Below are 22406 nucleotides of genomic sequence, written 5' to 3'. Positions count from 1 at the left end.
ATGTTCACAACTCCATTGGCAATAAGGGGAGGGTGGCGCAGGCTAGTTGTTGAGCGGCTTGCGGGTCGCGGCCATGTGCTTGGCGCGCTCCACGTTGGCGGGCAGGAGGACCAGCGGTACGTCGTACTCCACCTCGCGGTCGCAGAACTCGGTGAAGCTCAGCGAGCCGGAGCCGGTGTACATCTCGGCGAGCTTGGCCACGATGACGTGGTCATTCTCGGTGGTGCCCTCGATAGGCCAATCGCGGTCGAGGGCGGGGGAGCCGGAGTACATCTCAATCTCCTCATCGGCCGGCGGGGTGTAGGAGCCGGCCAGGGTGGCGGCCTCCTCCATAGCGCGGGCGAGGACGTGGTCGTAGGACATGAGCACGACATCATCCGAGGACAAAAAGCCAGCCTTCTGTGCCTCGAAAGCAGACGAGAAGTTGCGGGCGGACGCGATGAAATCGAAGGCCTTCTGGTGATAGTCTTCGACACCGGCCGCCTTGAGGCGCTCCAGCGAGGAGATGGTGCCGGTCCAGCCGGGGTAGAGGCCCACGGTGCGCTCCGGGAAGCCAAGGCGGGTATCGGCGTGGGCCACGATGCGGTCGCAGGCCAGAGCGGTTTCGAAGCCGCCGCCCAGAGCGACGCCACGCACAGCGGCCACGACCGGAACCGGGGCGAACTTAAGGGCGCGTAGGGTGGTCGAGCCGTCCGAAAGGAGGGATTCGACGAGCGAGGCATCGCCGGACTCACCAGCGGAAGCGATGGAAGCGAGGTCTGCGCCCGCGCAGAAAACCGGCTTGTCATTACCAATAACCAGCGCGACGAGGTTCTCCGAGGTCACGGCGCCCAGAGCGGCACGGATGACTTCGAGGGCGGGCGTTGGCAGGGAGTTCATCGGGGTGTGTAGGTCGATGATGCCGATGCGGCCAGCCGGGGTGGAGACCGCGTGGACAGCGCCCGCCTCCTGAGACACGATGGTCTCCGCATCCAGAGAAGCCAGGGTGACAACACCCTCGCGCGGCGCGAGTTCCTGACGTTCTCCCTGAGAAGAGAGCACCGAGCCCTTGCCGTAAAAACCGCCCGCCGAAGCCGCGGCGGAGACCAAGGCCGGGACGTTGGAGCCGTAGGCGGAGGCGACATGGTCGATGCCGATGGCGTCGGCAAGCGCGAAGATGCCCTTCTTCCAGCCGAATCCCAACGTCAGGCCCTCGTCGATGAGGCCCACGTGGTCCGCGATGGATGGTGCTACCTCGCAGCAGTAGGCCAGCGTGTCGAGGAAGACGGCGCGGGCAAAACGGCCGCCCGGCGAATCGGTCTCCATGACCTCGCGCGGATCTTTGAGTCCCACGACAGGATCGGTGGGCTGAGTGCGGGGTACGTATTCGTAGGAGGCGTTGATGACCTCGTCACGGCCGCGGTAAAAGCCGCCGTCACCGGTGCGGCCGGTGAGCCCTCGAGAAACGAGACCTTCGATAAAGGAGTCATCGCCGAGGGGGACGTCAAGAAGCGGATCGCCCGCCGGCAGGGCCGTCTCCAAAGACTTCCAAATCGGCTTGACCAGCTGGAGGCCGATGTAATCGAGCAGCCCGAAAATACCGGTGCGCGGAATGCCGAAGGCACGGCCGAAGGAGGCGTCGGCAAGCTCGTAGCTCACGTCGAACTCGCGGGCGCGTGCCACACCGGCGGCCATCCAGTAGCAGCCCACGCGGTTGGCAATGAAACCCGGGGTGTCGCGGCATTCGAGCGCAATCTTGCCCAGGGTTTGCTCGATGGTCGTGCGCAGAGCGGCCTCCGTGGAGCCGGAAGCGATGAGCTCCACTAGACGCATGACCTTCGGCGGGTTGAAGAAGTGCGTGATAGCGAACTTCTCGCGGCGGGCCTCCGGCACGCCCTCCAGGAGGGAGGCCAGCGGCAGGGTCGAGGTGTTCGAACTCAACAGAGCATCCGCAGACAAATAAGGCTCGATGGCCTCGTAGAGCGAGTGCTTGGCGCCGAGGTCCTCGAAGATGGCCTCGATGACCCACTCGCGGTCCTCCAACAGCGCGTAGTCATCGCTGGCGCGCACGCGCTCGGCGAACTCTGGCAGGTGGAAGCCTTTGCGCTTGAGCTGGACATCGACGCCCTTTTGAGCGCCCTCCACATTCTGGTCAAGCAAGACCACGTCCATGCCTGCGGACGCGCAGAGTGCTGCGATGCCAGAACCCATAGAACCTGCGCCGATAACGGCTACCTTGGTGATGCTCATTTACTTCGCTCCATTCTCAATAATCATGGCGATTCCCTGACCGCCGCCGATGCACATGGTGACCAAGCCATAGCGCTTGCCCTGGTGGCGCAGCGCATAAGCCAGCTTGGTCAGCAGGATGACGCCCGTCGCACCAACCGGGTGGCCATGCGCGACGGCGCCACCGTAGACGTTCGTCTTGGCCGGGTCGAAGCCCAGCTGGTCCTGCACAGCAATGGCTTGGGCGGCGAAGGCCTCGTTGGATTCGATAAGGTCGATATCCGCCAAGCTCAGGCCTGCCTTCTCCAGGGCCTTCGGGACGGCGGCGATGGGGCCAATACCCATGCGCGTCGGGTCTACGCCCGCGATGGACCAAGACACAATCTTCGCCAGCGGGTCCAGGCCACGCTTGGTCACTTCCTCCGCGGTGGCCAGCACAGCGGCCGCTGCGCCATCGTTGATGCCGGAGGCGTTGCCGGCGGTGACGGTTCCGTCCTTAACAAAGACCGGCTTGAGCTTCGCCAGCTTCTCGACGTCCGTCTCCCTCACCCCCTCATCAAAGTCCAACTCACCGACCGGGACGATTTCCTCTGAATGCACGCTCTCCGCGCGGGCCTTGGCGGCGCGCTCTTGGGATTCAGCAGAGAATTCGTCCTGGTGTTCGCGGGAGATGTTGTTATCCGCGACGACGTTTTCTGCGGTCACGCCCATGTGACCAGTGCCGAAGGGGCAGGAGAGTGCGCCGGTGAGCCAGTCGTAGAGCTTGCCGTCACCCATGCGCTTGCCAAAGCGCGCGCCTTCGACGGAGTAGGGCGCGTTGCTCATGGATTCCGCGCCGACGGCAAGGGCCAGGGAGCCGTCGCCGGACTGCAGCAGCTGCGCAGCGCTGATGACTGCCTGCACACCGGAGCCGCAGAGGCGGTTGACACCCATGGCGGTGGAGGAGTCCGGCATGCCTACGTTTTTAGCAATGGTCCGCGAAAGGTAGAGGTCCTTCGGCACGACGGGCATGACGTTGGAGGCGACGACGGTGTCTAGATCTTCACCTTTTAGGCCCGAACGGTCAATCGCCGCGTCGGCTGCGAGAGAGCCAAGTTCGATCAGTGAAAATTTAGAAAGGCTTCCACCAAATTTGCCGATGGGCAAGCGTGCTGCACCCGCAATGTAGATGTCCTGCGTCATGGTTCCTCCGTGGAGAATACGAATGATGATTAGTTAAATTAGTATCCTAGGTCACTTTTTGGAGGGGCGCAATGGTGTCGTCTTGCGGGGGTGTGTGGGGGCATTCAGTTTTGATGGGGTGTAACGTGCGCCACCCCCGCGCTGTTTACAGATTGTTCAACAACCTCTATGCTTTCACCAACGTTTAATGCGACCTTCGTCACGAAAGATGCCCAACAATGAGTTCGGACCCCACCAAATCCTCCGCTTCCCAAGAAGCCGCTCCGGAAGCTTCCCAGGAAACAGCTCAAGGAGCCGCCCAGAACGCGCCGCAAGAAGCCCAGGCCCCCAAGGGCATCGGCGCCATGGCCGGCGCCATGTTCCTCATGGCCACCTCCGCCATCGGCCCCGGCTTTTTGACCCAAACCTCCGTCTTCACCGTGCAGATGGGCGCAGCCTTCGCCTTCGCTATTGCGCTGTCGATCATCGTGGACATCGCCATCCAGCTCAACGTGTGGCGCGTGCTCGCTATCTCCGGCATGCGTGCCAACGAGCTGGGTAATACTGTTCTGCCTGGCCTCGGATGGTTCCTCGCCATTCTCGTCTTCATCGGCGGGATGGTCTTTAACATCGGCAATATCGCTGGCTCGGGCTTGGGTCTTAACGCCCTGCTGGGCATCGATGCCCGCATCGGCGGCCTCATTGCTTCCGCCATCGCCATCTTCATCTTCTTGTCCAAGCGAGCCGGCGTCGCACTTGACCGCATCGTCGCCGCGCTGGGCGCCATCATGATTCTGCTCATGCTCTACGTGGCGATTGTCTCTCAGCCGCCGGTGGGTGAGGCGTTGAAGAACACCGTCATGCCAGAAAGCGTTGACTTCTTCGTCATCACCACCCTCATTGGTGGCACCGTGGGCGGCTACATCACCTTCGCCGGCGCGCACCGCCTCATTGACTCCGGACTGTCCGGCCCGGAAAACGTCAATGCGATTACCAAGACCTCTGTCCTCGGCATCATCGTCACCGGCATCATGCGCGTGCTGCTCTTCCTCGCGGTCCTCGGGGTTGTGTCGACTGGCGTTGCGCTCTCTGAGGACAACACGGCGGCCGATGCCTTCCGCCACGCTGCTGGCGAATTTGGTCTCCGCGCCTTCGGCGTTGTCCTCTTCGCTGCCGGCCTGTCCTCCGTTATCGGTGCTTCCTACACCTCGATCACCTTCGTGACCACCCAGAAGGTCAGCCCGCGCACCCGCAATTTCCTAACCGTAGGCTTCATCGTTGTCTGCGCTATTCTCTTCGGCATTCTTAATTCCGCACCGCAGAAGCTCCTCATTTTCGCGGGCGCCTTCAATGGCATCATCCTGCCCATCGCTTTCGCCATGGTCATGTGGGTGGCGTTCAAGCGCCACGACCTCACGCACGGTGTTAAGCAGCCGATGTGGCTGCTCATCGCTGGTGTCCTGGCGCTGCTGTTGGAAATCTTCATCGGCGTTAAGTCCATCTCGGGAATCGTTAACCTATGGGCATGATGCAGACTCCCGCAGAAGTGCGCGCCTTCGCCCGCGCCCACGACATGACCACCACCGCCGGCCACGCCCGCGGCTTCATGCAGGCTAATCTCATTGCGCTGCCGCGCGAGTACGCCTTCGACTTCCTGCTCTTCGCGCAGCGCAACCCCAAGCCGTGCCCCATCGTGGGCGTGCTGGAGGCCGGGCAGTTCACCTCTGAACTCATCCCGGGCGGCGATATCCGCACGGACATTCCCGCCTACAACATTTACGAGGACGGCAAGCTTACGCAGACGCTTGGCGACGCTTCCCCCTTCTACTCCGACGACATCGTCTCCTTCCTCATCGGTTGTTCCTTTACCTTTGAGAATGCGCTTGTAGAAAACGGCATTTCCATCGCTCACATTGACCAGGGCCGCAACGTGCCGATGTACCGCACTTCGATTCCTTGCGCGCCGGCGGGCGCCTTCTCGGGGCCGATGGTGGTCTCCATGCGTCCCATCCCCGCGAGCCAGGTTGCCGATGCCGTCCGCATTACCTCCCGCTATCCGGGAGTCCATGGTGCCCCGGTTCACGTGGGCGACCCAGCTGCCATCGGCATCGAGGACCTGTCGCAGTCCGATTTCGGCGAAGCCGTCGACATCCCGGAGGGCACCATCCCGGTCTTCTGGGCGTGCGGCGTGACTCCGCAGGCCATCGTGATGAACTCGCGGCCCAGCCTGGCCATTACGCATGCCCCGGGCAAGATGCTGGTCACCGACATCCCGGACCGCGATTTCCTCATCCCGTAGTTTCTACGCAAGCGGCTGGAGTGCTTTTGAGCCTCGTCGCTCCGTTCCACGCCGCCACGGCCCCTGCCGTGACTAGGCACCTCACAATAGTCGCGGCGCACCTCCGACTACGGCGCCGAGCACGCTGCCGCGTGGCCCGACAGCAGATGGCATCTCACAAAAGGCATCCCGCAGATGGCATCCGCCAAAAGGCGTCTTTGGGGCTAAAAACGCCATGTGTGCAACCCAAAAGGCGTTTTTAGGCGTGAAAACGCCTTTTGACTGATGCCTTTTAGAAGATGCCATCTGCGAACTGTGCCGAAGCCCGGTCAATAGCCGTTTGCGCGGGCGAAAACGGAACCGCAGGCGAAGAGAGCCCGTAAACACAGGGCAGGCCTGCTGGCGAAAACGGAGCCGCGGGCAAAGAAGTACCTGCAAACGCGGGCGGTCCTGTGCCGCGGAGGCGCGGTTAGAGGACCCGAAGAATCGAGTCCATCGCGCGCATCAAGTCTGCGCGGCAGGCATCGGCGGCCGCCTCGCGCTCGCCTTGCGCGATGAGGTGAGCCAAGTCGATGTTGGCTTGCACGTGGTTATCGTGAATCTGCGGGTAGCGCTCCAGCGTCAACAAGAAGGTCAGGCGCATCCGCGCCAGCAGGTGCGACATTGAGCGGTCCAGCGTCGGCGAGCCCAAGCCAGCGACCAGCTGCCGGTGGAAGCGCTGGTTGATGAGGGGGCGGGGAGCGCCGTCTTGCACGGCGGATTCGGTCAGCCGCACCAGCTCGCCCGGGTCTTCGAAGGTGGCGTAGCGCGCCGCGGCCGGTTCGATGGCGGCGCGCGCCAGATAAAGATCGCGCACGAAATCGGTATCCGGGGTGGCGATGAAAACGCCTCTGTGCGGAATGCGCTCCACGATGCGCTCGGAAGCGAGCATGGCGAAGGACTCCCGCAGGGTGTTGCGGGAGCATTCGAAGCGCTCGGCCGCGCGGACCTCGCTGAGCTGCTGCCCAGGCATGTACTCGCCCTCGGAGATGGCGGCGCGGAGCGCGGAGGCGACGGAATCTGCAAGCATGCGACTTACAGTAGCCCGCCGCTTAAGAAATCGTGGCGATTACCGCGCCGGGTTCCAACCTCGAGCCCTCCTTCGCAACACGGCTCAGCTTGCCCGCGGACGGAGCCTTGACCGCGGATTCCATCTTCATGGCCTCAATCGTGGCGATGGCCTGGCCTTCCTCGACCGTCTCGCCGTCCTCGACGTTCCATGCCACGAGGTTGGCCTCGTAGGGGCTGGTCACTTCGTTGCCACTGGCGCTGGCACCGGAGGCCGCGCTTGCCGACGCCCCCTTCACCTGCCCCTGCGCCAACATATCGGTGGGGAAGCCCACGCTGACTAGTTTGCCGTCGATCTCCAGCGCAACGCGGGTGCGCTGCGCGTAGATGGCCTCGACGGGGACGGTAGCGCTCGTGGCTTCCGCGGAGGGACGGTAGTTGTGGTCGAGCCAGTCGGTGTAGATGCCGGCCGCGGCATCGGCATCGCCGTGGTCCACGAGGACCTGGGAGGAGACCATATCGCGGTGGAATGGAAGGACGGTGCGAACACCTTCGATGTCGAATTCCTGGAGGGCCTGCTGCGCGCGCTTCAGCGCGATCTCGCGGGTCGGGCCCCATACTAGGAGCTTGGCCACGAGCGAGTCATAGTAGGGCGGCACGATGGAGCCGGAGCGTACGCCGGCGTCCACGCGGATGCCAGGGCCGGTTGGTGGCTCGAAGCGCACAATGGTGCCCGGGCAGGGAGCGAAGCCGTTGAGGATGTCCTCGGCGTTGATGCGGAACTCGAAGGCGTGGCCGTTCGACACGGGGTCCGATGCGGAAGCATCGGACGTTGCGCCGGACGCGAAGGAGAGGGGTTCCCCGGAGGCGATGCGGAACTGCTCCGCAATGATGTCCACGCCGGTGACCATCTCAGTCACCGGGTGCTCCACCTGCACGCGGGTATTGACCTCGAGGAAGGAAATCGTGCCGTCCTCGGAGACGATGTACTCGACGGTGCCTGCACCGGTGTAGCCCACCTTCGCGCAGATGGCGCGGGCACCTTCGTGGATGCCGGTGCGCTGCTCGTCGCTAAGCGCAGGCGCCGGGGCCTCCTCAATGAGCTTCTGGAAGCGGCGCTGCGTGGAGCAATCGCGGGTGCCCAGCACGGCGACGTTGCCGTGCGTATCAGCCAGAATCTGCGCCTCCACGTGGCGCGGGTGGGTCAGGAACTTCTCCACGTAGCACTCCGCGCGCCCGAAAGCCTCCTTGGCTTCGCGGCCGGCGGAGTTGAACGCGGCCTCGATGTCCTCGAGGTTCTCCACCACCTTCAGACCGCGTCCGCCGCCGCCATAGGCAGCCTTGATGGCGATGGGCAGGCCGTGCTCCTCAGCGAAGGCTCGGGCTTCCTGCCAGTCATCGATGGGATCGGAGGTACCCGGTGCCAGCGGGGCACCGACCTCCTCGGCCACGCGGCGCGCAGCAATCTTGTCACCGAGCAGCTCGATGGACTCCGGCGAGGGACCAATCCATGTCAGGCCGGCCTCGGCCACGGCGCGGGCAAAGTCGGCGTTCTCCGAGAGGAAGCCGTAGCCCGGGTGAATGGCATCCGCGCCTGCGCGCACGGCGATATCGAGGAGTGTTGGGATATTCATGTAGGTATCCGCCGCAGAGTTACCGGGCAGCGCGTAAGCTTCGTCAGCCACTTGGGTGTGCAGGGCGCCGGCATCGGCCTCGGAGTAAATGGCGATGGAGCGGATGCCCAAGTCACGCGCGGTGCGGGCGATACGGACGGCGATCTCGCCGCGGTTAGCAATAAGGACTGCAGAAATCATGTGTGGTTGTTCCTTAATCAGTGTTTAAGCGAGTTCAAAGCGGACCGTCGCCCCCGGCGGGAGCTGCGCGGCAATATCAATATCTTCTTCGAGGACCGTGGCGATGACCGGGTAACCGCCGGTCACGGCGTGATCGCGGAGGAAAATCACGGGCTCACCGCTCGGCGGGACCTGGACTGAGCCAGCCACCATGCCCTCCGAGGGCAGCTCACCCTGGCGGGCGCGGCTCAACGCTACGGAACCCTCCGGGCCGACCAGGCGCACGCCCACGCGGTTGGACTGTGCGGTCACAGTCCACTCGGTGGCCAGGAAGGCCTCCAGGCTCTCAGGCGTGAACCAGTCATCGCGCGGACCGAGCACGCAGCGCAGCACGCCCTCGGTCTGGCCGTGCGCGCCTTCGCGAACGCGCATCGGGTTGCTCAGCTGGGCATCGGTCATCGCGGTGGAGCGGGGGAGGACACCGATTACGTCGCCAAGCCGCACTGGTGCAGGCCCCAGCCCGGAAAGCACATCGGTGGAGGCCGAGCCCAGCTCTGCATCCGCCACGATGCCGCCGCGGATGGCGATGTAGTTGCGCAGGCCTACCGCCGCGGGATCCACAGTCACAGTCGAACCAGCCGTGACGAGCACTGGGCGCGCGAGGTGCACCGGCATATCGTCCAGCAGGACGCGGGATTGGGCGCCGGTGACGCACATGACGGCGTCGGTCAGCGCGCGCAGGCGGATGCCGCCGATATTCTCCAGCACGGTGGCACCGCGGGGGTTACCCACCGCGACGTTGGCGGTGGCCGCCGCGGCTAGGTCGGCTGCACCCGAGGGCGTAACACCCAAGTTGCCGCGGCCGGGGCGACCCTGGTCTTGGAAGAGCGTGAGCAGCCCGGCATCGAGGACCTCCAAGCGCGGCAGGCGCGCCGGTGTGCGGCGGCCGAAAGGCGTGGTCGACACAACATCTGGGAGCGAGCTCACCGCGCGGTAGCGCACGCGGTCGCCTGGCTGGACCAGCGCTGGCGGGTGGGCATCAGATTCCCACATCGGGGTCGAGGTAGTGCCCAACAGCTGCCAGCCGCCAGGGGAGACGCGCGGGTAGACCGCAGAGAAACCGCCAGCAATACCGACGGCACCCGCCGGCACCGCGGTGCGCGGGGTGGCGCGGCGCTCGATGTTGAAATTCTGCGCCGGGTCAGCCGGGGTGCAATAGGTAAAGCCGGGCGCGAATCCGCCGAAGGCGGCGAGCCACTCGGTAGACGTGTGCCAGTCAATGAGGCCTTCGCGCGACATCCCCATCAACTCGGCGGCCTCGTCGAGGTCCTCGCCGTCATAGAGAACGTCGATCTCCACGAAGCGCGGATCCTCGCCCGCCTGCGCGGTGGGGCGGAAGTCCTGCAGCTTCTCAGCGGCAGCTGCGGCGGAATTCGGCGTGGCAAAGGTCAGCAGCAAGGTGGTGGCGGCGGCAATGGCGTCGACTTGGTCCTTGAGCGGATTGGCGTCGAGGGCCGCGTGCCACGCCATGACCTGGGACAAGTCCTCCAGTTCTATGAGCAGCGCGCGCGTTCCTACGGGGTGAATATGCATCAGATGGCGCTCCGAATCTCAATCCCGCGCGCCTGCAGTTCCTTGACCACACCGCGCAGCAGTTGCACCGCGCCGGGCGAATCACCGTGCGTGCACACCGACTGGGCATCCACGTTGAGCACGGAGCCGTCGATGGCCGTGATGGATCCGGTTTCGGCGACCTCGAGCACGCGCTTGACGACGTCCCCCTCATCACCCATCACCGCATTCGCCTTTCGCCGTGAGACGAGCGTGCCATCGGGGTTGTAGTTGCGGTCGGCGAAGGCCTCGCGGATGACGGTGAGTCCCTTCTTTTCGGCGATGTCGACGGCGATGCCGCCGGGCAGCAGCATGACGGGCAGGTCGCCGAAGGCCTTGATGCCGTCGATAACCGCGTGGGCCTGGGCCTCGTGGTGGACGATGGTGTTGTACATCGCGCCGTGCGGCTTGACGTAGGCCACCTGGGTTCCGTTGGCCTGGGCCAGGGCCTGGAGGGCACCGATTTGGTAGGTGACTTCGTCGGCAAGCTCGGCGGGCGCGTAATCGATGAAGCGGCGGCCGAATGCTGCTGGATCGTTGTATCCAACGTGCGCGCCGACAGTAACTCCTGCTTTTGCGGCCGCCTTGAGAGTGCCCGCGATGGAGTGCGGGTCGCCCGCGTGGAAGCCGGTGGCGACGTTGGCAGAGGAGACGAGCTGGAGCATCGCGGCGTCATCGGCCACGGGGTTGCCGGCGGTGGTTTCGCCGAGGTCAGCGTTGAGGTCTATGTGCAGCGCGCTCATAACAGGAGGACACCTCTTCTATAGTTCCCGAATTGTTGAACAATCTATGGGTGCCTAGTGTAGCCCGCATCACGTCGGTTTGTGAAGTGTGTCCCTCATCTGTGTAGTCGTGGGAAGTGAAAGCACCCCCATCGCGACGGCGATGGGGGTGCGGCTGACTGGTGCTGTCACTGAGATGTTGCTGGGGGTGTGGGGTAAAACGCAAAGGCCGCGTTCCTCTACCTTGAGAAGGGGAGGAACGCGGTGTGCGGTGCCTGTTGTGTTTAGGCGAAGAACTTGCGGCGAGCGGCGAAGGCGCCAGCAGCGATCATGGCTGCGAAGGCCAGTGCGGCGAGGCCGCGGGCAACGGTGTTGGAGCCGGTCTCAGCGGAGATACCGCGGGACTGTGCCGGTGCCTGTGCGGCGGTGTTGTCAGCAACCTGGCCACCCTGAGCGATGACCTCGTCCTTGTTGGCGTTGAGCATTTGCTCGGAAGCGGCCTTCTCCTCAGCGGTCGGGGTGCCCTGCTGTGCAGCCTCCTGGGACTTCACGTAGGTCTTGCCGTCCTGGGACAGGTACCAGGTCACGCCACCGATGACGAGGGCTGCCGGCAGAGCCAGCCAAGCCAGCTTCTTCTTGTCGAAATCGGACTCGGAGGAGGAGTCCTCGTCTTCCTCGACCGGAGCTTCGTCTTCAGGAGCGTCCTCTTCGGGAGCCTCCTCTTCAGGATCCTGCTGAGCCTGCAGCTGCTCCCAAGCCCACTGTGCCTGCTCTTCGGTCAGTTTGGTGGTTCCGTCCAGCTCGCCGTCCTCGTTGCGGTGCGCGTAGGTACCGTCGGCCTGCCTCTGGTAGGTCACGCCATCGAGTTCAAACTCGGCCGGGGCCGGAATCTGGGCAGAGGCAACGGCGGTGCCGCCGAGTGCGAGGGAGCCAGCCAAGACGGCTGCGGTCAGAGTGCGGTTGATGCGCTTCATAAGTTTCTCCTTGTGAGGATGGTGAGAGTGATTCGATCCAACGTGAACCACAATAGTCACAACTTTCACATAGGTCACAAGGTTTGGAGAGTTTGTTTCGCTAGCATGGCGGTCGCTTATCGCGTTAATTGAACTGCGTGTTCGACATGTGGAAGCTCGCTCGATTGGGCTCATGGTGTCTGCTGACCTGCAGGAATGTGCGTAATGAAAACAGGCGAACTGGGAAAATGTTCGATAAATGTGTGGCGAGCTGGTCATCCCCCTCTATGGGGGTATGTCGGGTGGATCTAGCCTTGGTCTGCGGCGGCTTTAGGTGTTTCAGCTACGCCTTCAAACTGCCATCCCACCACGGCATTGCGCACTGCCGCTGCTAGAGGGTTGGCTGGCTGGATGCAGCTGATGGTGAGCAGGCGACCAGGCTGGGCATCGGCGCCCCAGATGCTCTCGTCCTGCTCAAGACCGTCCTTTGAGGGATCGTGCAGATCTGTTGCGGTGTACACCAGCCACTGATCCCCGGAGTTCTGTGTGCGCAGGTATAGCTTGTCGCCTATAGACGCCTTGTGCTCATCTGCCCGGCCGTCATAGAGATTATTAAAGACTGCCGGTACGCCCGCGCCGGTATGGCCAGCAATGACCACGATGTCCTGAGCATCCGTGCCGGGTAGTGAATAGGGTTTATCCTCCGCCGTGTAGGTGCAGGCCTTATTCATCGAGTCAGGGTTGATCTTGTTGTCTTTGATTCGGCAGGATCCTTCCTCGAAATCTGTGCGCACGTCAATCGCGGGGATGTACATTTCGATTGCGGGGGAGGGCTCGATGACTGCGGTGGGTTCTGCGACCACGTCGGTGGGTTGCGGTGCGGGGGCCTCCGGTTCCTTATTGAACTTAAGCGCGGCGACAATCCCGATGAACACCAACGCCAGAATCAGGAGAACCCCCATCCCGCGACGGCTGACAGGCTGGCGATGGCGCGCTGCGTGGCGCCGTGGTGAAGTTCCTTGCTTTCTCGTCGGCGCTGTTCGTGTTGGTGTTTGTTGGGCAGCTGCCGATGGGGAAGCAGAGCGCCGGGAGGGGGTGGATACCGATGAGGAAGCAGCTGATCGTTGCTGACTAGGGTTGCGTCGTGGCTGGTAGGGCGGGCGCTCAGGGGTAGCGGCCGCGCGGCCTTGAGGAGAGCGGCTGCGGCGTGCACGTTCAGCACGAAGATCAATACGGATCCCTTCTTCCGGCAGGCGGTAGCTATCGCGCTGCGCCGAGTAGCGAGAATCCATGGTGAGCTCCTGAGAAGAACGATAATTAGAAAATTACAGTACTACTCAGTAAGTGACTAGTCCGTAAGTACGCGTCGAGAAGCGCTTGTTACCGAAGCTCCTCCACGGGCTTTCGTTCACTGGCGAGTTGAAAGCGTAGTGCGTAGGTGATGAGCCAGTGGGTGGACATGAAGTGGCCGTCGATAAGCTGTGGTTGCGCACTGGCCGCCAGCGCTTGGGCGCGCGGCAGGACGGAGGCGTCGAAATGCTCGGCGAGCTCAACGAGCATCCATGCCCTGGTCAGTGCCAGTCCGTAGCGGTGGGCGAGGAGGCCATCGGTTGGATCAAGCACCTCTGGGATTGTGGTCAAGAAGTCCAGCGCTTCGGAACGACGGGGGAGAAAGGCATCAAACCAACGCGGGAAATCCGGCAGCACGCGGGACATGAGTAGTGCTTCCGATAGTCCGTTGGAGAGGAAATCGTGCCCGGAAAGCTCCCAGTCCAGTGGGTAGTCGCGGTCATTGCCGAAAAGGCGGACGGCAGCCCCGCGCACCGAGCTTGCCAGTGAATCTAGCCCGATCTTCTCCGCGGCCTCGAGGATGAGGAAAAGGTTGAAGGCTGTATTGGAATGCATGCCGTGGCGCACTGGTTGGTTGAGCGACCCCAGCCAGCCATGGCAGTGCTGTGCGGTTAGTTCAACGAGTTTGTCCATCGCTTCAGTGGGGCGAACCGAGGCGAGCTGCAACAGCCAGGCGCGTCCATAGGGCATCTCATACCCGGGGTGCTCAAGGAGGTAGTTGTATTCGATGGTGAGGGTTTGGGGGCTGAGGCGATCGTCGAGGAGCGCGGCAAGACTGATGGGGGACTCCGGCCCGAGAACCTTGTTTAGTAGCGCGCCGGAATACTGCATGTGGACGCTGGAGTGCCAGTCGAAGCAGCCGTAGAAACTGGGGTGCAGTTCGCGTGGGCGCACGGTGCAGTCATCCGCATTGGTGCTCGTGTGGTGCATCGCGGTGGGAAACTCGCGCTCGAGTGTGGCCACAATTGCTTCCGCCCAGGTGCTGGCATGAGTCTCTAGCGTGGTCATGCGTCAAGTATGGCAAAGCTGAGGGTGGGATGTGCTTTTCAGCGCAAACGTCGAACATATATGCGAAATTGTGGTGTTGGTGTCCGGTCACCCTCGTAGTCTTTGGGCAGGCATCCAAGAGGTGGGGGATGCACGGACCGCATATGCGTGGTCAAGCAAGGGTGTCTGGAACTGCTGGCAACACCTTTCGTGTTTGGGGTTGCCACTATCGAAGAAGGGGGAACTGTGGAGTTCTTGGAAAACAGGCCGACGACGTTTAGTAAGAGACAAGTACATCGAATAGGTAGTGCGTTGCGCACTGGGCAAGAGATCGATGAAGAGCTATATCGGCGCATACTCATACATCAGTCTGCTCTTTGTGACCATCTTGAGTCCTTGGCAGCGTCGACACTGAATGAACTGAGCGTGCCGCTGGAGCGCTCGACAGATTCCGTTGTGGAACCGGACTCGAAACGATTCCTTATAGGTTCGCGGGTCAAGACTCGGCCGGTACTCGTAGAGAAACTGCGGAGAATGCCGAGCTTTCCGCTGGAGAGCATCCAAGATTTTTCAGGAGTGCGAACGGACTTTGATGTGACGCTCTCCGAGCAATCAAGACTGGCGGAGTTACTTGCTCAAGACTTGGAAGAAAGGGGAGCTGACCGCGTCAAAATTCAGGACATGAGAGAAAAGCCGCACTCTGGGTACAGAGCGATCCATTTACACATTTACTCTCCAGCAGGCAGGGCTGAGTTTCAGCTCCGGACGGCGCTCCAGTCACGATGGGCTAACCTTTATGAACTTGCTGGTGACTTGTACGGTCGCGGCATCCGATACCTTGAGTTCGGAGAGCACGTACCGTTGCAATTTGAAACCCAGGTCCGCTCACTGCATGGGCTTTCAGAAGTGGTACATAGAGTAGAAAAATACTTCGATGTGCTTTCTTCTCCGTTTGCCGAGCACCCCGTGGAAACGGTGGAGTTGCGTGAAGCCCGGCTATTGCGGCAAAGGACTTCTAGGATGTTAGATAGGCTAATTAGTGAGCTCGACCGGAGACGGACAGAAAACGAGTCGGAAGGGAGTAAATAGTATGCCGGCTTTTCTTATTAAGTATCACCGTCCGACGGGTGCACTGAATGTCACGGAGTTTGAATCCCTAACTGCGGCAACTCTTGCCCGTCACGACCTCGATCAAATCAACGATGACCCAGACGTTGAGCTCGTTGCCATTGGTGCTGAAAGCCTAGAGTCCGTTCGGCACACGCACGCGCGCTACTTCTTCCGTGAGAAGACCGCGCCGCCGTATCCCTTTGTGGATTAAGCTCAAAGCTTTGAAGAGCGTAGTTGTCGAAAGCTAGCCGCGAAGGATTTTCTCCATGGCTTTTCCTTTGGCTAGCTCGTCAACGAGCTTGTCCATGTACCGAATATTCTGCATCAGTGGGTCCTCGATGTCCTGGACACGGTGCCCGCAGATGCTGCCGGTGATGAGGGAGCGGGATGGGTTCAGGTGCGGGGCCTGCTCGAAGAAATCCTCGAGGGTGACCTCTTGCTTCCGGACCCGTTCCAGCTCCTCAACCGAGTAGCCGGTAAGCCAAGTGATGACTTCGTGAAGCTCGCCGACACTCCTGTCTTTGCGCTCTACCTTCTTAACGTAGTGCGGGTAAATATCGGCGAAGGGCACTGAAAAGATGCGGTGAGACATGCGTGCAGTATATCGGTGGGCCTCATGGCGCGAGGAGGCCGTTCGCTATCGTGGACTTAGCCGTGCCAGAGCGTCGAGATTGGCATTGCCCAGAGGTTTTCACCCATCGGCAGGACGTCCTTGCCCGTGTACAAGACAATTCCTGCGCGGAAAGAATCACCAGCTACCTGCTGAAGATAGCGCAGGCCAGCAAAATCCTTCGGCTGGATCGACATCGCGGCTTTGACCTCCACGCCAACAACGTCCCGGGATCGTGATTCCAGCACAAGGTCAACCTCTTTGCCGGTAGAGGTCCGAAAGTGGAAGAGGCGATAATCAACCGATGACCATGCCTTCTGCTTCAGAAGCTCGTTGGCAACGAAGGCTTCGCAGATACCGCCGGTAAGCGTGCTGGAATTGTTCATTTCCAATGCCTCTGGCTCGAGGCCTGCCAGGCTTGTAGCAAGAGCGGTATCTGAGGGGAAGACCTTGGGCTTAGAGATAGCTCGCTTCTCAAGATTTGTTCCCCATGATGGTAATTGGTTAATCAAAAAGACATCACTCAGCGCAGTTACATAGGTGGGGACTGAGCGTTCGGGAATGTCGAGTGCACGCCCAATGTGCGCCGCTACAAGTTCCGCGGTGCCTTGTGCAGCAAACTTGGCGAGAAGATTGTGTAAGCGGTCAGGGAATTGAATGCCGTAGAGCTCGGCAGCGTCTTTTGACAAGACTCGCTCAATATAGGCGTCGAACCATCGATGCTGCCGCCGCCGAGCAGAATCCCTAAGCCCTGGAAAACTCGGTGTGCAGAAGAGCTGGAAGTAGTCGGCCCGGGAAGGGGTAGATGCGGGTTGTATGCCTGTATCTTTTAATGACCACATTCGGCCGGCAAAGTCTTCGTGGATGCCTAAGCGTTCGCCCACGCTGAGGCCGTAAAGGCGAATAGTTTCTGCGCGGCCAGCGAGAGATTCTTCAGCTCCCGTGAGACTGAGGAGGTTGGATGATCCGGTAAGGATAAAACGCCCCGGCCGCCGATCTTCTTCGAGTGCGCCTTTAATCGCGCGAAACAACTCTGGTGCGCGCTGAATTTCATCAATGGCCAATGTCCCCTCGGGGAGCTGTCTGACGAACCCGTCTGGGTCTGCTTTTGCAGAAGCCAGCGAAGCGCTCTCATCAAGGTTAAAGAACCTATGTTCTCTACCTTCGAGCAATTGATGGACGAGGGTACTCTTTCCTACTTGGCGCGCGCCGGAAATAGTCAGCACAGGCGTATCTGACAGGATTTCTTCCGCCAGATCTTGTGCGTTTCTATGTAGAAAAGAATCAGTCATGGAAGTCAATCTACCTGCGGTGTTGCGGTTCTGCAAGGGTCTCATTGCGGTTCTGCAATGCTCTCGTTGCGGTTCTGCAAGGTGTTAATTGCGGTTCTGCAATGCTCCCGCTGCCGTTTGATCACGCTGTGGAACGTCAAAAGAGGGCACCCGCAGCCGTCGTGAAACGGCTTGGGGTGCCCTCTTCTGTGCGGCCTGGGGAGGTGAGCTAGTCCCAGACGGGGGCGCTACCAAGCTGCAGCTCAGAGTAGCGCGCCTCCGGAACGGTGGCGGAGTAGGGCTTGCCCACGGCCTCCCATTCTTGGTCGGTGTTGCAACGCACGTCCTGGCCGTCGGTGTCGAGCATGGTAAAGCCCCACACCAGCTTGCCCTGGGAGTTTGCCGGCAGCGTGTACGGGCCAACCTCCTGGTTCAGCTTCCAGTGCTGCTCGTGCACGTAGTTGAAACCATAGGTCTGGGTCAGCACCTTGGCCAGCTCGCCCTCGCCCTTGATGGAACCGGAGACCTCAATGGTCTGCGTGCGGGCCTGGGTTACGGTGTGGCTGACCGGCACGGGCTCATCGTTGCGGTTGGCCACGCTGGTGGCATCGGTCTGCTTGAACCAGCGGCGGGTGGCGGTGACATAGGTGCCGTTCTCACCGGGTGTTGCGCAGTGCGTGCCCGGCTTGAAATCATTATTCCAGCGCTGGGGCAGCTCGAAGTCCCCACCGAAGTCCGCGGCGTAGGCCACGGGAGCGGCCGCCAGCAGGCTGAGCGCGGCGAAGGCGCTAGCGAAGGCACTCGCGATGGACTTCTTCAGCACGTCTTAGCCCCAATCGTTGTTGTCGCGGGTGGAGACCTCCACGTGGCGCTCCTTCGGCAGGGTAGCGGTGAAGGTCTCGCCGTTGGCCTGCCAGGTGTTATCGGAGCCGCAAATGGTCTTCTGTCCCTCGAAGTCGGAGACCACCCAGCCGGCGCGCATGACGGCGGTCTTGCCCGGGGCGATGTTGTACGGGCCGACCTGCTCGCCGACCTCATAGGACTGGGAGTCGGTGTAGCTGGAGGAGAAGGTGAAGTTGATCAGATCCAGCAGCTTGAAGTCAACGCCGGCGGAGACGTTCCAGGTCTTGGTCTTGGTTTCCTTGATAGAGCGGGTAACCGGCAGCGGCTCGTCGTTGTAGTTGGAGATGGTCCAGGAACCAGCGGAGCCGTCGAAGTAGGTGCGCTTGATCTTTACGGTCTGGCCGGTATCGCCCGGGTTGGCGCAGTGCTCGCCAATGTTGGTCGGGTTGGCCGGGCCCAGGTCACGTGCCGGGAGGGCGTTGGCGGCCGGGGTAGCGATCAGGCCGCAGGCGATGGCCACGGCAGCGGTGGTGGAAGCAATCTTGGTCTTGAACATGGTGAATTCTCCTTGGAAAGTAAGAAGGGGGATTAGTAGATGGTCTGGGTCGGGACTGGGAGGTTGTGGTACTCCTCCGGGGTGACGTCCTCGGTGCGGGTGGAGCCGTCCTTGCTTGTGATGGTGGCCTCCGCCCAGAAGCCGCTGGGTGCGGTGGTCTGCTTGTAGTTGGAGGTCAGACTGTACTTTCCGTCCTTGCCGCAGTGGATTTCGCGGTAGTTGATGCGGGTCATGGTGGTGCCGTACTCCACGCGAACGCGCTCACCAGGGGCCAAGTCGACGTGCTCGAGCTCAGTTCCCACCGGCATGTAGGCACGCTTGACTGCACCGACGGATTCCAGCCAGCCCTTCGGGATATCCCCGCGGTTGTCCTGCCAGTTGGTGTAGGGCGAGTGCTCCGCACCGACGACGAAGTCAGTGACCGGTGCATACTCGTAGTCACCCTTGGACCAGTTGAGGAAGTCCGTGGAGTAGCCCGGCTTGCGGAAGGTCGGCGTCACGGCAGTGATATCCAGCGGGTACCAGGAGCTATCGCGGCCCTCGCAGGTCTCGCCCTCCTTGGGCCAGGATGGGTCGCGCTGCAGGTCCTCGGAAGGCTGCATGATTTCATCCTTCTTCGGGTCTGCGATTTTCTCCAGGCTGGGGCCGGATACGGAGGTGTAGTTGCCTTCGATGGGCTTGGAGTTCGCGCCCGGGGAGCGGGAAGGAATCTCCATGGCCAGGTCCGAAATCGAACCATCCGCCTTGATGATGTAGGCAAAGGCATAACGCTCGGCCGGGCCTTTGCCGCGGATGACGTTGGCGCCGGGGAGGTTCTCCAGACGGTCGTCGTTGCAGCCGACGAACATGGAGATGAAGTCCTTTTCCACCACGCCATATTCCACGCGGAAGGATTCGCCCGGCTTGAGCGTGATGGGGCCGAAGGTTTCCTTCTCCTGCCAACCGTTGCTCAACTTCAGGCCGATATCGGACTTGGCGGTGGTGTCCCACCCGGAGGGCATCGCGGCCTTGGAGTTGGCCTCAATCTTGTGGTTGGTGCCGGTTTCCACCGAAGCGGTATAGGGCACCTCTTGGTCAGTGGTGTTCTTAAACTGCAGGGTGCCGTCGCTCAAGTAACGGCGGCCGGTTTCTGCGAAGTGCCATTCCGGCGTGGGGTTATCTTCGCCTGCTGCGCTGCAGCTCTTGTAGAGGTTCGTGATGGGGTAGGCCTGTGGCATAGGCGGAATATTGGCCGCCTGTGCCACGGGCGCAATGAAGGCCGCGGTTGCCATCGCGGCAGTAGCGGTCAGCGGCGCGAGCGCACGCAATCCCTTGATGTGCACCTGGATACCGTCCTTAAAGAAACTCAAAGAATGATGTGGAACTAATTTAATCCTGAAACAATCTTAGGTGCCGGAAGCGCACTCCTAGGAAAAGTGGGAATGATATTTCTTAGGGCGGTGGGCAGGTTAGCGATGCCAATATGATGACTGCCAGTGTTTTGACCTTTCGTGCACAATAATTTGGTCGACCCCATACGGGGTTGGAGAAATCCTACGGTTTCGATCAAATCCGCTGGCAGTGGGCTTCACTCTGCCCGTTTTCTACCGTGAGGTTGAGGGGACTTAAGGTCCTGCTATGTCCGAATCTCTCACCCCGGGGTGAGAAACGCGCGGAGGCACTATGGTGCATTTGGCGCTGCGCTTGGCGACGTCCCCCTCACCCCGCCGCCTGCACTCCCCTCATGCGGGGCGGGGTGCGTGTTGAACGATGCGAAAGTATATTCCCATCGGGCTGTTAGTAATCCACCGCCTCGCGAACATCGGGCAGGTCATTCAGTGCCCGCCACCACGGCCGCTAGGGATAAGCTCGGTGTGGGGATTCTTGCCTGGGCGGAAACAATTTCGCCCCAGTGAGAGAATTCTGGATCGCAGTGCTAAGTCCGGAGGAAGAAACTTGTGAATGTTAGACCGCAGTGTTGAGGGTGCTTATTGTCATCGATTGTTGATGTCCCAACGCCTTGTCGAGGTTGTTAGTATTGACCACGTAAAAGTCCCACTGCGTTGTGTCTAGGGGATCATCTGATGAAGCTAGCAGGTGTTTGCGGCCGTAGGCGTGGACGAACGCCCGTGACAACGATTAGCCCGAAGACGCCGGATCATCGCCCGGACCTGGTGCAGCGAGAGTTTCGTGCACAAGCACCAGGAAGGTTGTGGGTTGCCGACATTACTTACGTTCGCACCCTGTCAGGATTCGCCTACACCGCGTTTGTCGTGGATGTCTACAGCCGAAAGATTGTTGGTGTTGCTACACGCTCGACGATGCGTACCGATGCGCTGCCCATGGAGGCTTTGGAGCATGCGTTAACGACTGCTGGGCGAATCCATGGAAACCAGCTGATTCACCATAGCGATCGGGGCGGCCAATACGTGTCACTGAAGTATTCCACCGCTCTCGCGGATTCCGGAATCCGGCCGAGTGTGGGAACAGTCGGCGATTCTTATGACAATGCTCTACCCGAAACAGTCAATGGTCTCTACAAGGTGGAACTGATTCATGCCCAAGGACCGTGGACATCGGTGGGGGAAGTTGAACTGGCCACCTTGCGGTGGGTGCATTGGTGGAACATCAACCGGCTTCATGAAGCTTTGGACTACGCCACCCCACAGGAAGTAGAAACCGAGTACTATCTCACCCAGCCCATCAACACAGGGCTGTAAAAGAAGCGGAACTAATCCTAGGGCGCTTCACGTGCGGTCTTGTCACGACCAATGGCTCTGTCATGGTATCAAGCCCGTGACATGTGATGAGATACTGCAAAGGAGCTCGCCGACCTCCGTGCAGGGAGTTGAAATGAGCAAGACTCCAAGCGGACCTTTTCGATAGTCTGATGGGCCGCTTCCTCCCTGAATTCGCCCGAGTACTTTCTAGGCGGGCCTGGCTTCCGGAAAGCAAATACTACAGTGGTCGGCCCCGCTTGACTGAAGGCAAGTTTTACGCCGTGTGGAACTTCGACTGCTAAGTGTGTCATGCAGGTGCTGCGGTAGTCTAAGACCCAGCCTCTCCACCGTCAGTGTATGGAAAGCTGGGTCTTTGGCCGTTGACACCGGCTAAGTTTACACCCGAATAGATAGGTGTGTTCTTTGATTGAAAGCCGCTTTAGCTGCTTGCCAACCCTCGTGACTTTCGGGCAATGCAAGGTGGACAAACAACTTCAAGAGTTAGAAATGGACTCATCACCACTTTGAGATGCCATCCAACTAAGTAGTCAATACGGGCCTTACAGGTCTCTAAAGTTTTTAGCAATGCTTTGCCCAACTGCGACAATCCGATCGTCTACAGCGGACATCTTGGTGAGCATTTCCTCTTCGCTTTGGTCGGAAAGCGTAGCCCAGAAGGCCATAGTTTTCGGCGACGCCTCAGGATGGAATTGAACTCCAACCGCTGAACCGATCCGAAATGCTTGAATTGCGTTTTCGCTGGATGCCAGCAGCACTGCTCCTTCGGGGATTTTGGTGACAGAGTCGTAGTGCGATTCTGCTGCCAAAAACTCACCTTTAATTTCCGAAAACATCGGGTCAGAGAGACCTTCTTCGGTTAGTTCAATTTTGAATGGTCCGTCCTCTACACCCGAGTTCAAACTGACGTCCCCGCCAAACGCTGTCGCAAGGATTTGATGTCCTAGGCAAATCCCCAGAACCGGAACCCCTTGGGATACGGCTTCAATCAATAGCTGGCGCAGATCTTCCAACCAATCACCATCAATGGCATTCATCCTTCCACCAAGCACGATGATTCGATCGCCGCAGTCCTCAAGCGAAGGTGTTGGAGGGACAATTTCGTACTCATCGTCTAGCCAATTTTCAAACCTATCCAAACCTACGATGGGGTCTGGTTGAATGACAGTAATCATAATTCTCCCTTTCT

General features: G+C 60.7%; 19 protein-coding genes and 1 pseudogene. 5 read left to right on the top strand and 15 right to left on the bottom strand.

The genetic code is table 11. The features are described 5' to 3' along the window. Positions 1-42: 42 nt before the first annotated feature. Positions 43-2229: a 3-hydroxyacyl-CoA dehydrogenase/enoyl-CoA hydratase family protein gene (locus HMPREF2743_RS13015; protein WP_070818724.1), complete on the bottom strand. Its 2187-nt coding sequence runs from the start codon at positions 2227-2229 to the stop codon at positions 43-45. Beyond that, positions 2230-3390, bottom strand: a complete 1161-nt coding sequence (locus HMPREF2743_RS09820; protein WP_070818723.1) for an acetyl-CoA C-acyltransferase — start codon at positions 3388-3390, stop codon at positions 2230-2232. A gap of 344 nt (positions 3391-3734) precedes the next feature. Here HMPREF2743_RS09820 and HMPREF2743_RS09815 point away from each other — a divergent pair, with 344 nt between their 5' ends. Next, the gene (locus HMPREF2743_RS09815; protein WP_210383629.1) at positions 3735-4898 is read left to right on the top strand and encodes an NRAMP family divalent metal transporter; all 1164 of its coding nucleotides are present in this window, start codon (positions 3735-3737) and stop codon (positions 4896-4898) included. After that, entirely contained in the window at positions 4889-5668 is a 780-nt protein-coding gene (locus tag HMPREF2743_RS09810; protein WP_371441235.1) for a putative hydro-lyase, read from the top strand. The genes HMPREF2743_RS09815 and HMPREF2743_RS09810 overlap by 10 nt, the downstream gene beginning before the upstream one ends. Positions 5669-6116: 448 nt before the next feature. Here the strand turns inward: HMPREF2743_RS09810 and HMPREF2743_RS09805 are convergent, their stop codons facing one another. From HMPREF2743_RS09805 to HMPREF2743_RS09775, 7 genes are all read right to left on the bottom strand, one after another. Next, positions 6117-6716 carry a GntR family transcriptional regulator gene (locus tag HMPREF2743_RS09805; RefSeq protein ID WP_070818721.1) on the bottom strand — a complete coding sequence of 200 codons (600 nt, stop codon included), beginning with the start codon at positions 6714-6716 and terminating at the stop codon, positions 6117-6119. A gap of 22 nt (positions 6717-6738) precedes the next feature. After that, the gene (locus HMPREF2743_RS09800; RefSeq protein ID WP_070818720.1) at positions 6739-8508 is read right to left on the bottom strand and encodes an acetyl/propionyl/methylcrotonyl-CoA carboxylase subunit alpha; all 1770 of its coding nucleotides are present in this window, start codon (positions 8506-8508) and stop codon (positions 6739-6741) included. A gap of 24 nt (positions 8509-8532) precedes the next feature. Further along, a complete protein-coding gene (locus HMPREF2743_RS09795) occupies positions 8533-10080 on the bottom strand; it encodes a 5-oxoprolinase subunit B/C family protein (RefSeq protein WP_070818719.1) in 1548 nt (515 codons plus the stop codon). Beyond that, a complete protein-coding gene (locus HMPREF2743_RS09790; RefSeq protein ID WP_070818718.1) occupies positions 10080-10841 on the bottom strand; it encodes a 5-oxoprolinase subunit PxpA in 762 nt (253 codons plus the stop codon). The genes HMPREF2743_RS09795 and HMPREF2743_RS09790 overlap by 1 nt, the downstream gene beginning before the upstream one ends. Positions 10842-11104: 263 nt before the next feature. Continuing rightward, a complete protein-coding gene (locus HMPREF2743_RS09785) occupies positions 11105-11794 on the bottom strand; it encodes a hypothetical protein (RefSeq protein WP_070526439.1) in 690 nt (229 codons plus the stop codon). Between the two features lie 287 nt (positions 11795-12081). Next, positions 12082-13065 carry a hypothetical protein gene (locus tag HMPREF2743_RS12970; protein ID WP_246824497.1) on the bottom strand — a complete coding sequence of 328 codons (984 nt, stop codon included), beginning with the start codon at positions 13063-13065 and terminating at the stop codon, positions 12082-12084. A gap of 88 nt (positions 13066-13153) precedes the next feature. Further along, complete coding sequence (locus HMPREF2743_RS09775; protein WP_070818717.1) at positions 13154-14131, bottom strand: DUF2891 family protein; 978 nt, start codon at positions 14129-14131, stop codon at positions 13154-13156. A 147-nt stretch (positions 14132-14278) separates the two neighbouring features. Between HMPREF2743_RS09775 and HMPREF2743_RS09770 the strand changes: the two genes are divergently transcribed. Both HMPREF2743_RS09770 and HMPREF2743_RS09765 read left to right on the top strand, forming a co-directional pair. After that, the gene (locus tag HMPREF2743_RS09770; RefSeq protein ID WP_246824496.1) at positions 14279-15199 is read left to right on the top strand and encodes a nucleotidyltransferase family protein; all 921 of its coding nucleotides are present in this window, start codon (positions 14279-14281) and stop codon (positions 15197-15199) included. Between the two features lies 1 nt (position 15200). Next, entirely contained in the window at positions 15201-15431 is a 231-nt protein-coding gene (locus HMPREF2743_RS09765; protein ID WP_070818716.1) for a hypothetical protein, read from the top strand. A gap of 33 nt (positions 15432-15464) precedes the next feature. Here HMPREF2743_RS09765 and HMPREF2743_RS09760 read toward each other — a convergent pair whose 3' ends face one another. From HMPREF2743_RS09760 to HMPREF2743_RS09740, 5 genes are all read right to left on the bottom strand, one after another. Beyond that, the gene (locus HMPREF2743_RS09760; protein WP_070818715.1) at positions 15465-15812 is read right to left on the bottom strand and encodes a DUF2200 domain-containing protein; all 348 of its coding nucleotides are present in this window, start codon (positions 15810-15812) and stop codon (positions 15465-15467) included. A 56-nt stretch (positions 15813-15868) separates the two neighbouring features. Then, positions 15869-17122: an ATP-binding protein gene (locus HMPREF2743_RS09755; RefSeq protein WP_070818714.1), complete on the bottom strand. Its 1254-nt coding sequence runs from the start codon at positions 17120-17122 to the stop codon at positions 15869-15871. Positions 17123-17330: 208 nt separating this feature from the next. Then, positions 17331-17924: a hypothetical protein gene (locus tag HMPREF2743_RS09750; protein WP_070818713.1), complete on the bottom strand. Its 594-nt coding sequence runs from the start codon at positions 17922-17924 to the stop codon at positions 17331-17333. Positions 17925-17927: 3 nt separating this feature from the next. Continuing rightward, positions 17928-18500, bottom strand: coding sequence for a hypothetical protein (locus HMPREF2743_RS09745; RefSeq protein ID WP_070818712.1), 573 nt, complete (start codon positions 18498-18500; stop codon positions 17928-17930). Between the two features lie 32 nt (positions 18501-18532). Beyond that, on the bottom strand, positions 18533-19771 hold the full coding sequence (locus HMPREF2743_RS09740; protein ID WP_210400263.1) for a hypothetical protein: 1239 nt from the start codon (positions 19769-19771) through the stop codon (positions 18533-18535). Between the two features lie 789 nt (positions 19772-20560). On the opposite strand from HMPREF2743_RS09740, the pseudogene HMPREF2743_RS09735 reads away from it, so the two are divergent. After that, positions 20561-21199: pseudogene (locus HMPREF2743_RS09735) on the top strand (IS3 family transposase); the annotation flags it as partial. 560 nt (positions 21200-21759) lie between these two features. Here HMPREF2743_RS09735 and HMPREF2743_RS09730 read toward each other — a convergent pair. Continuing rightward, positions 21760-22392, bottom strand: coding sequence for a type 1 glutamine amidotransferase (locus tag HMPREF2743_RS09730; RefSeq protein ID WP_070818725.1), 633 nt, complete (start codon positions 22390-22392; stop codon positions 21760-21762). Positions 22393-22406 lie beyond the last annotated feature (14 nt).

It is taken from the genome of Corynebacterium sp. HMSC036D02, from assembly GCF_001836165.1.
Lineage (GTDB): Bacteria > Actinomycetota > Actinomycetes > Mycobacteriales > Mycobacteriaceae > Corynebacterium.
The sequence above is the reverse complement of the archived record's forward strand: the minus strand, read 5'-3'. Positions and strand labels throughout refer to the sequence as shown.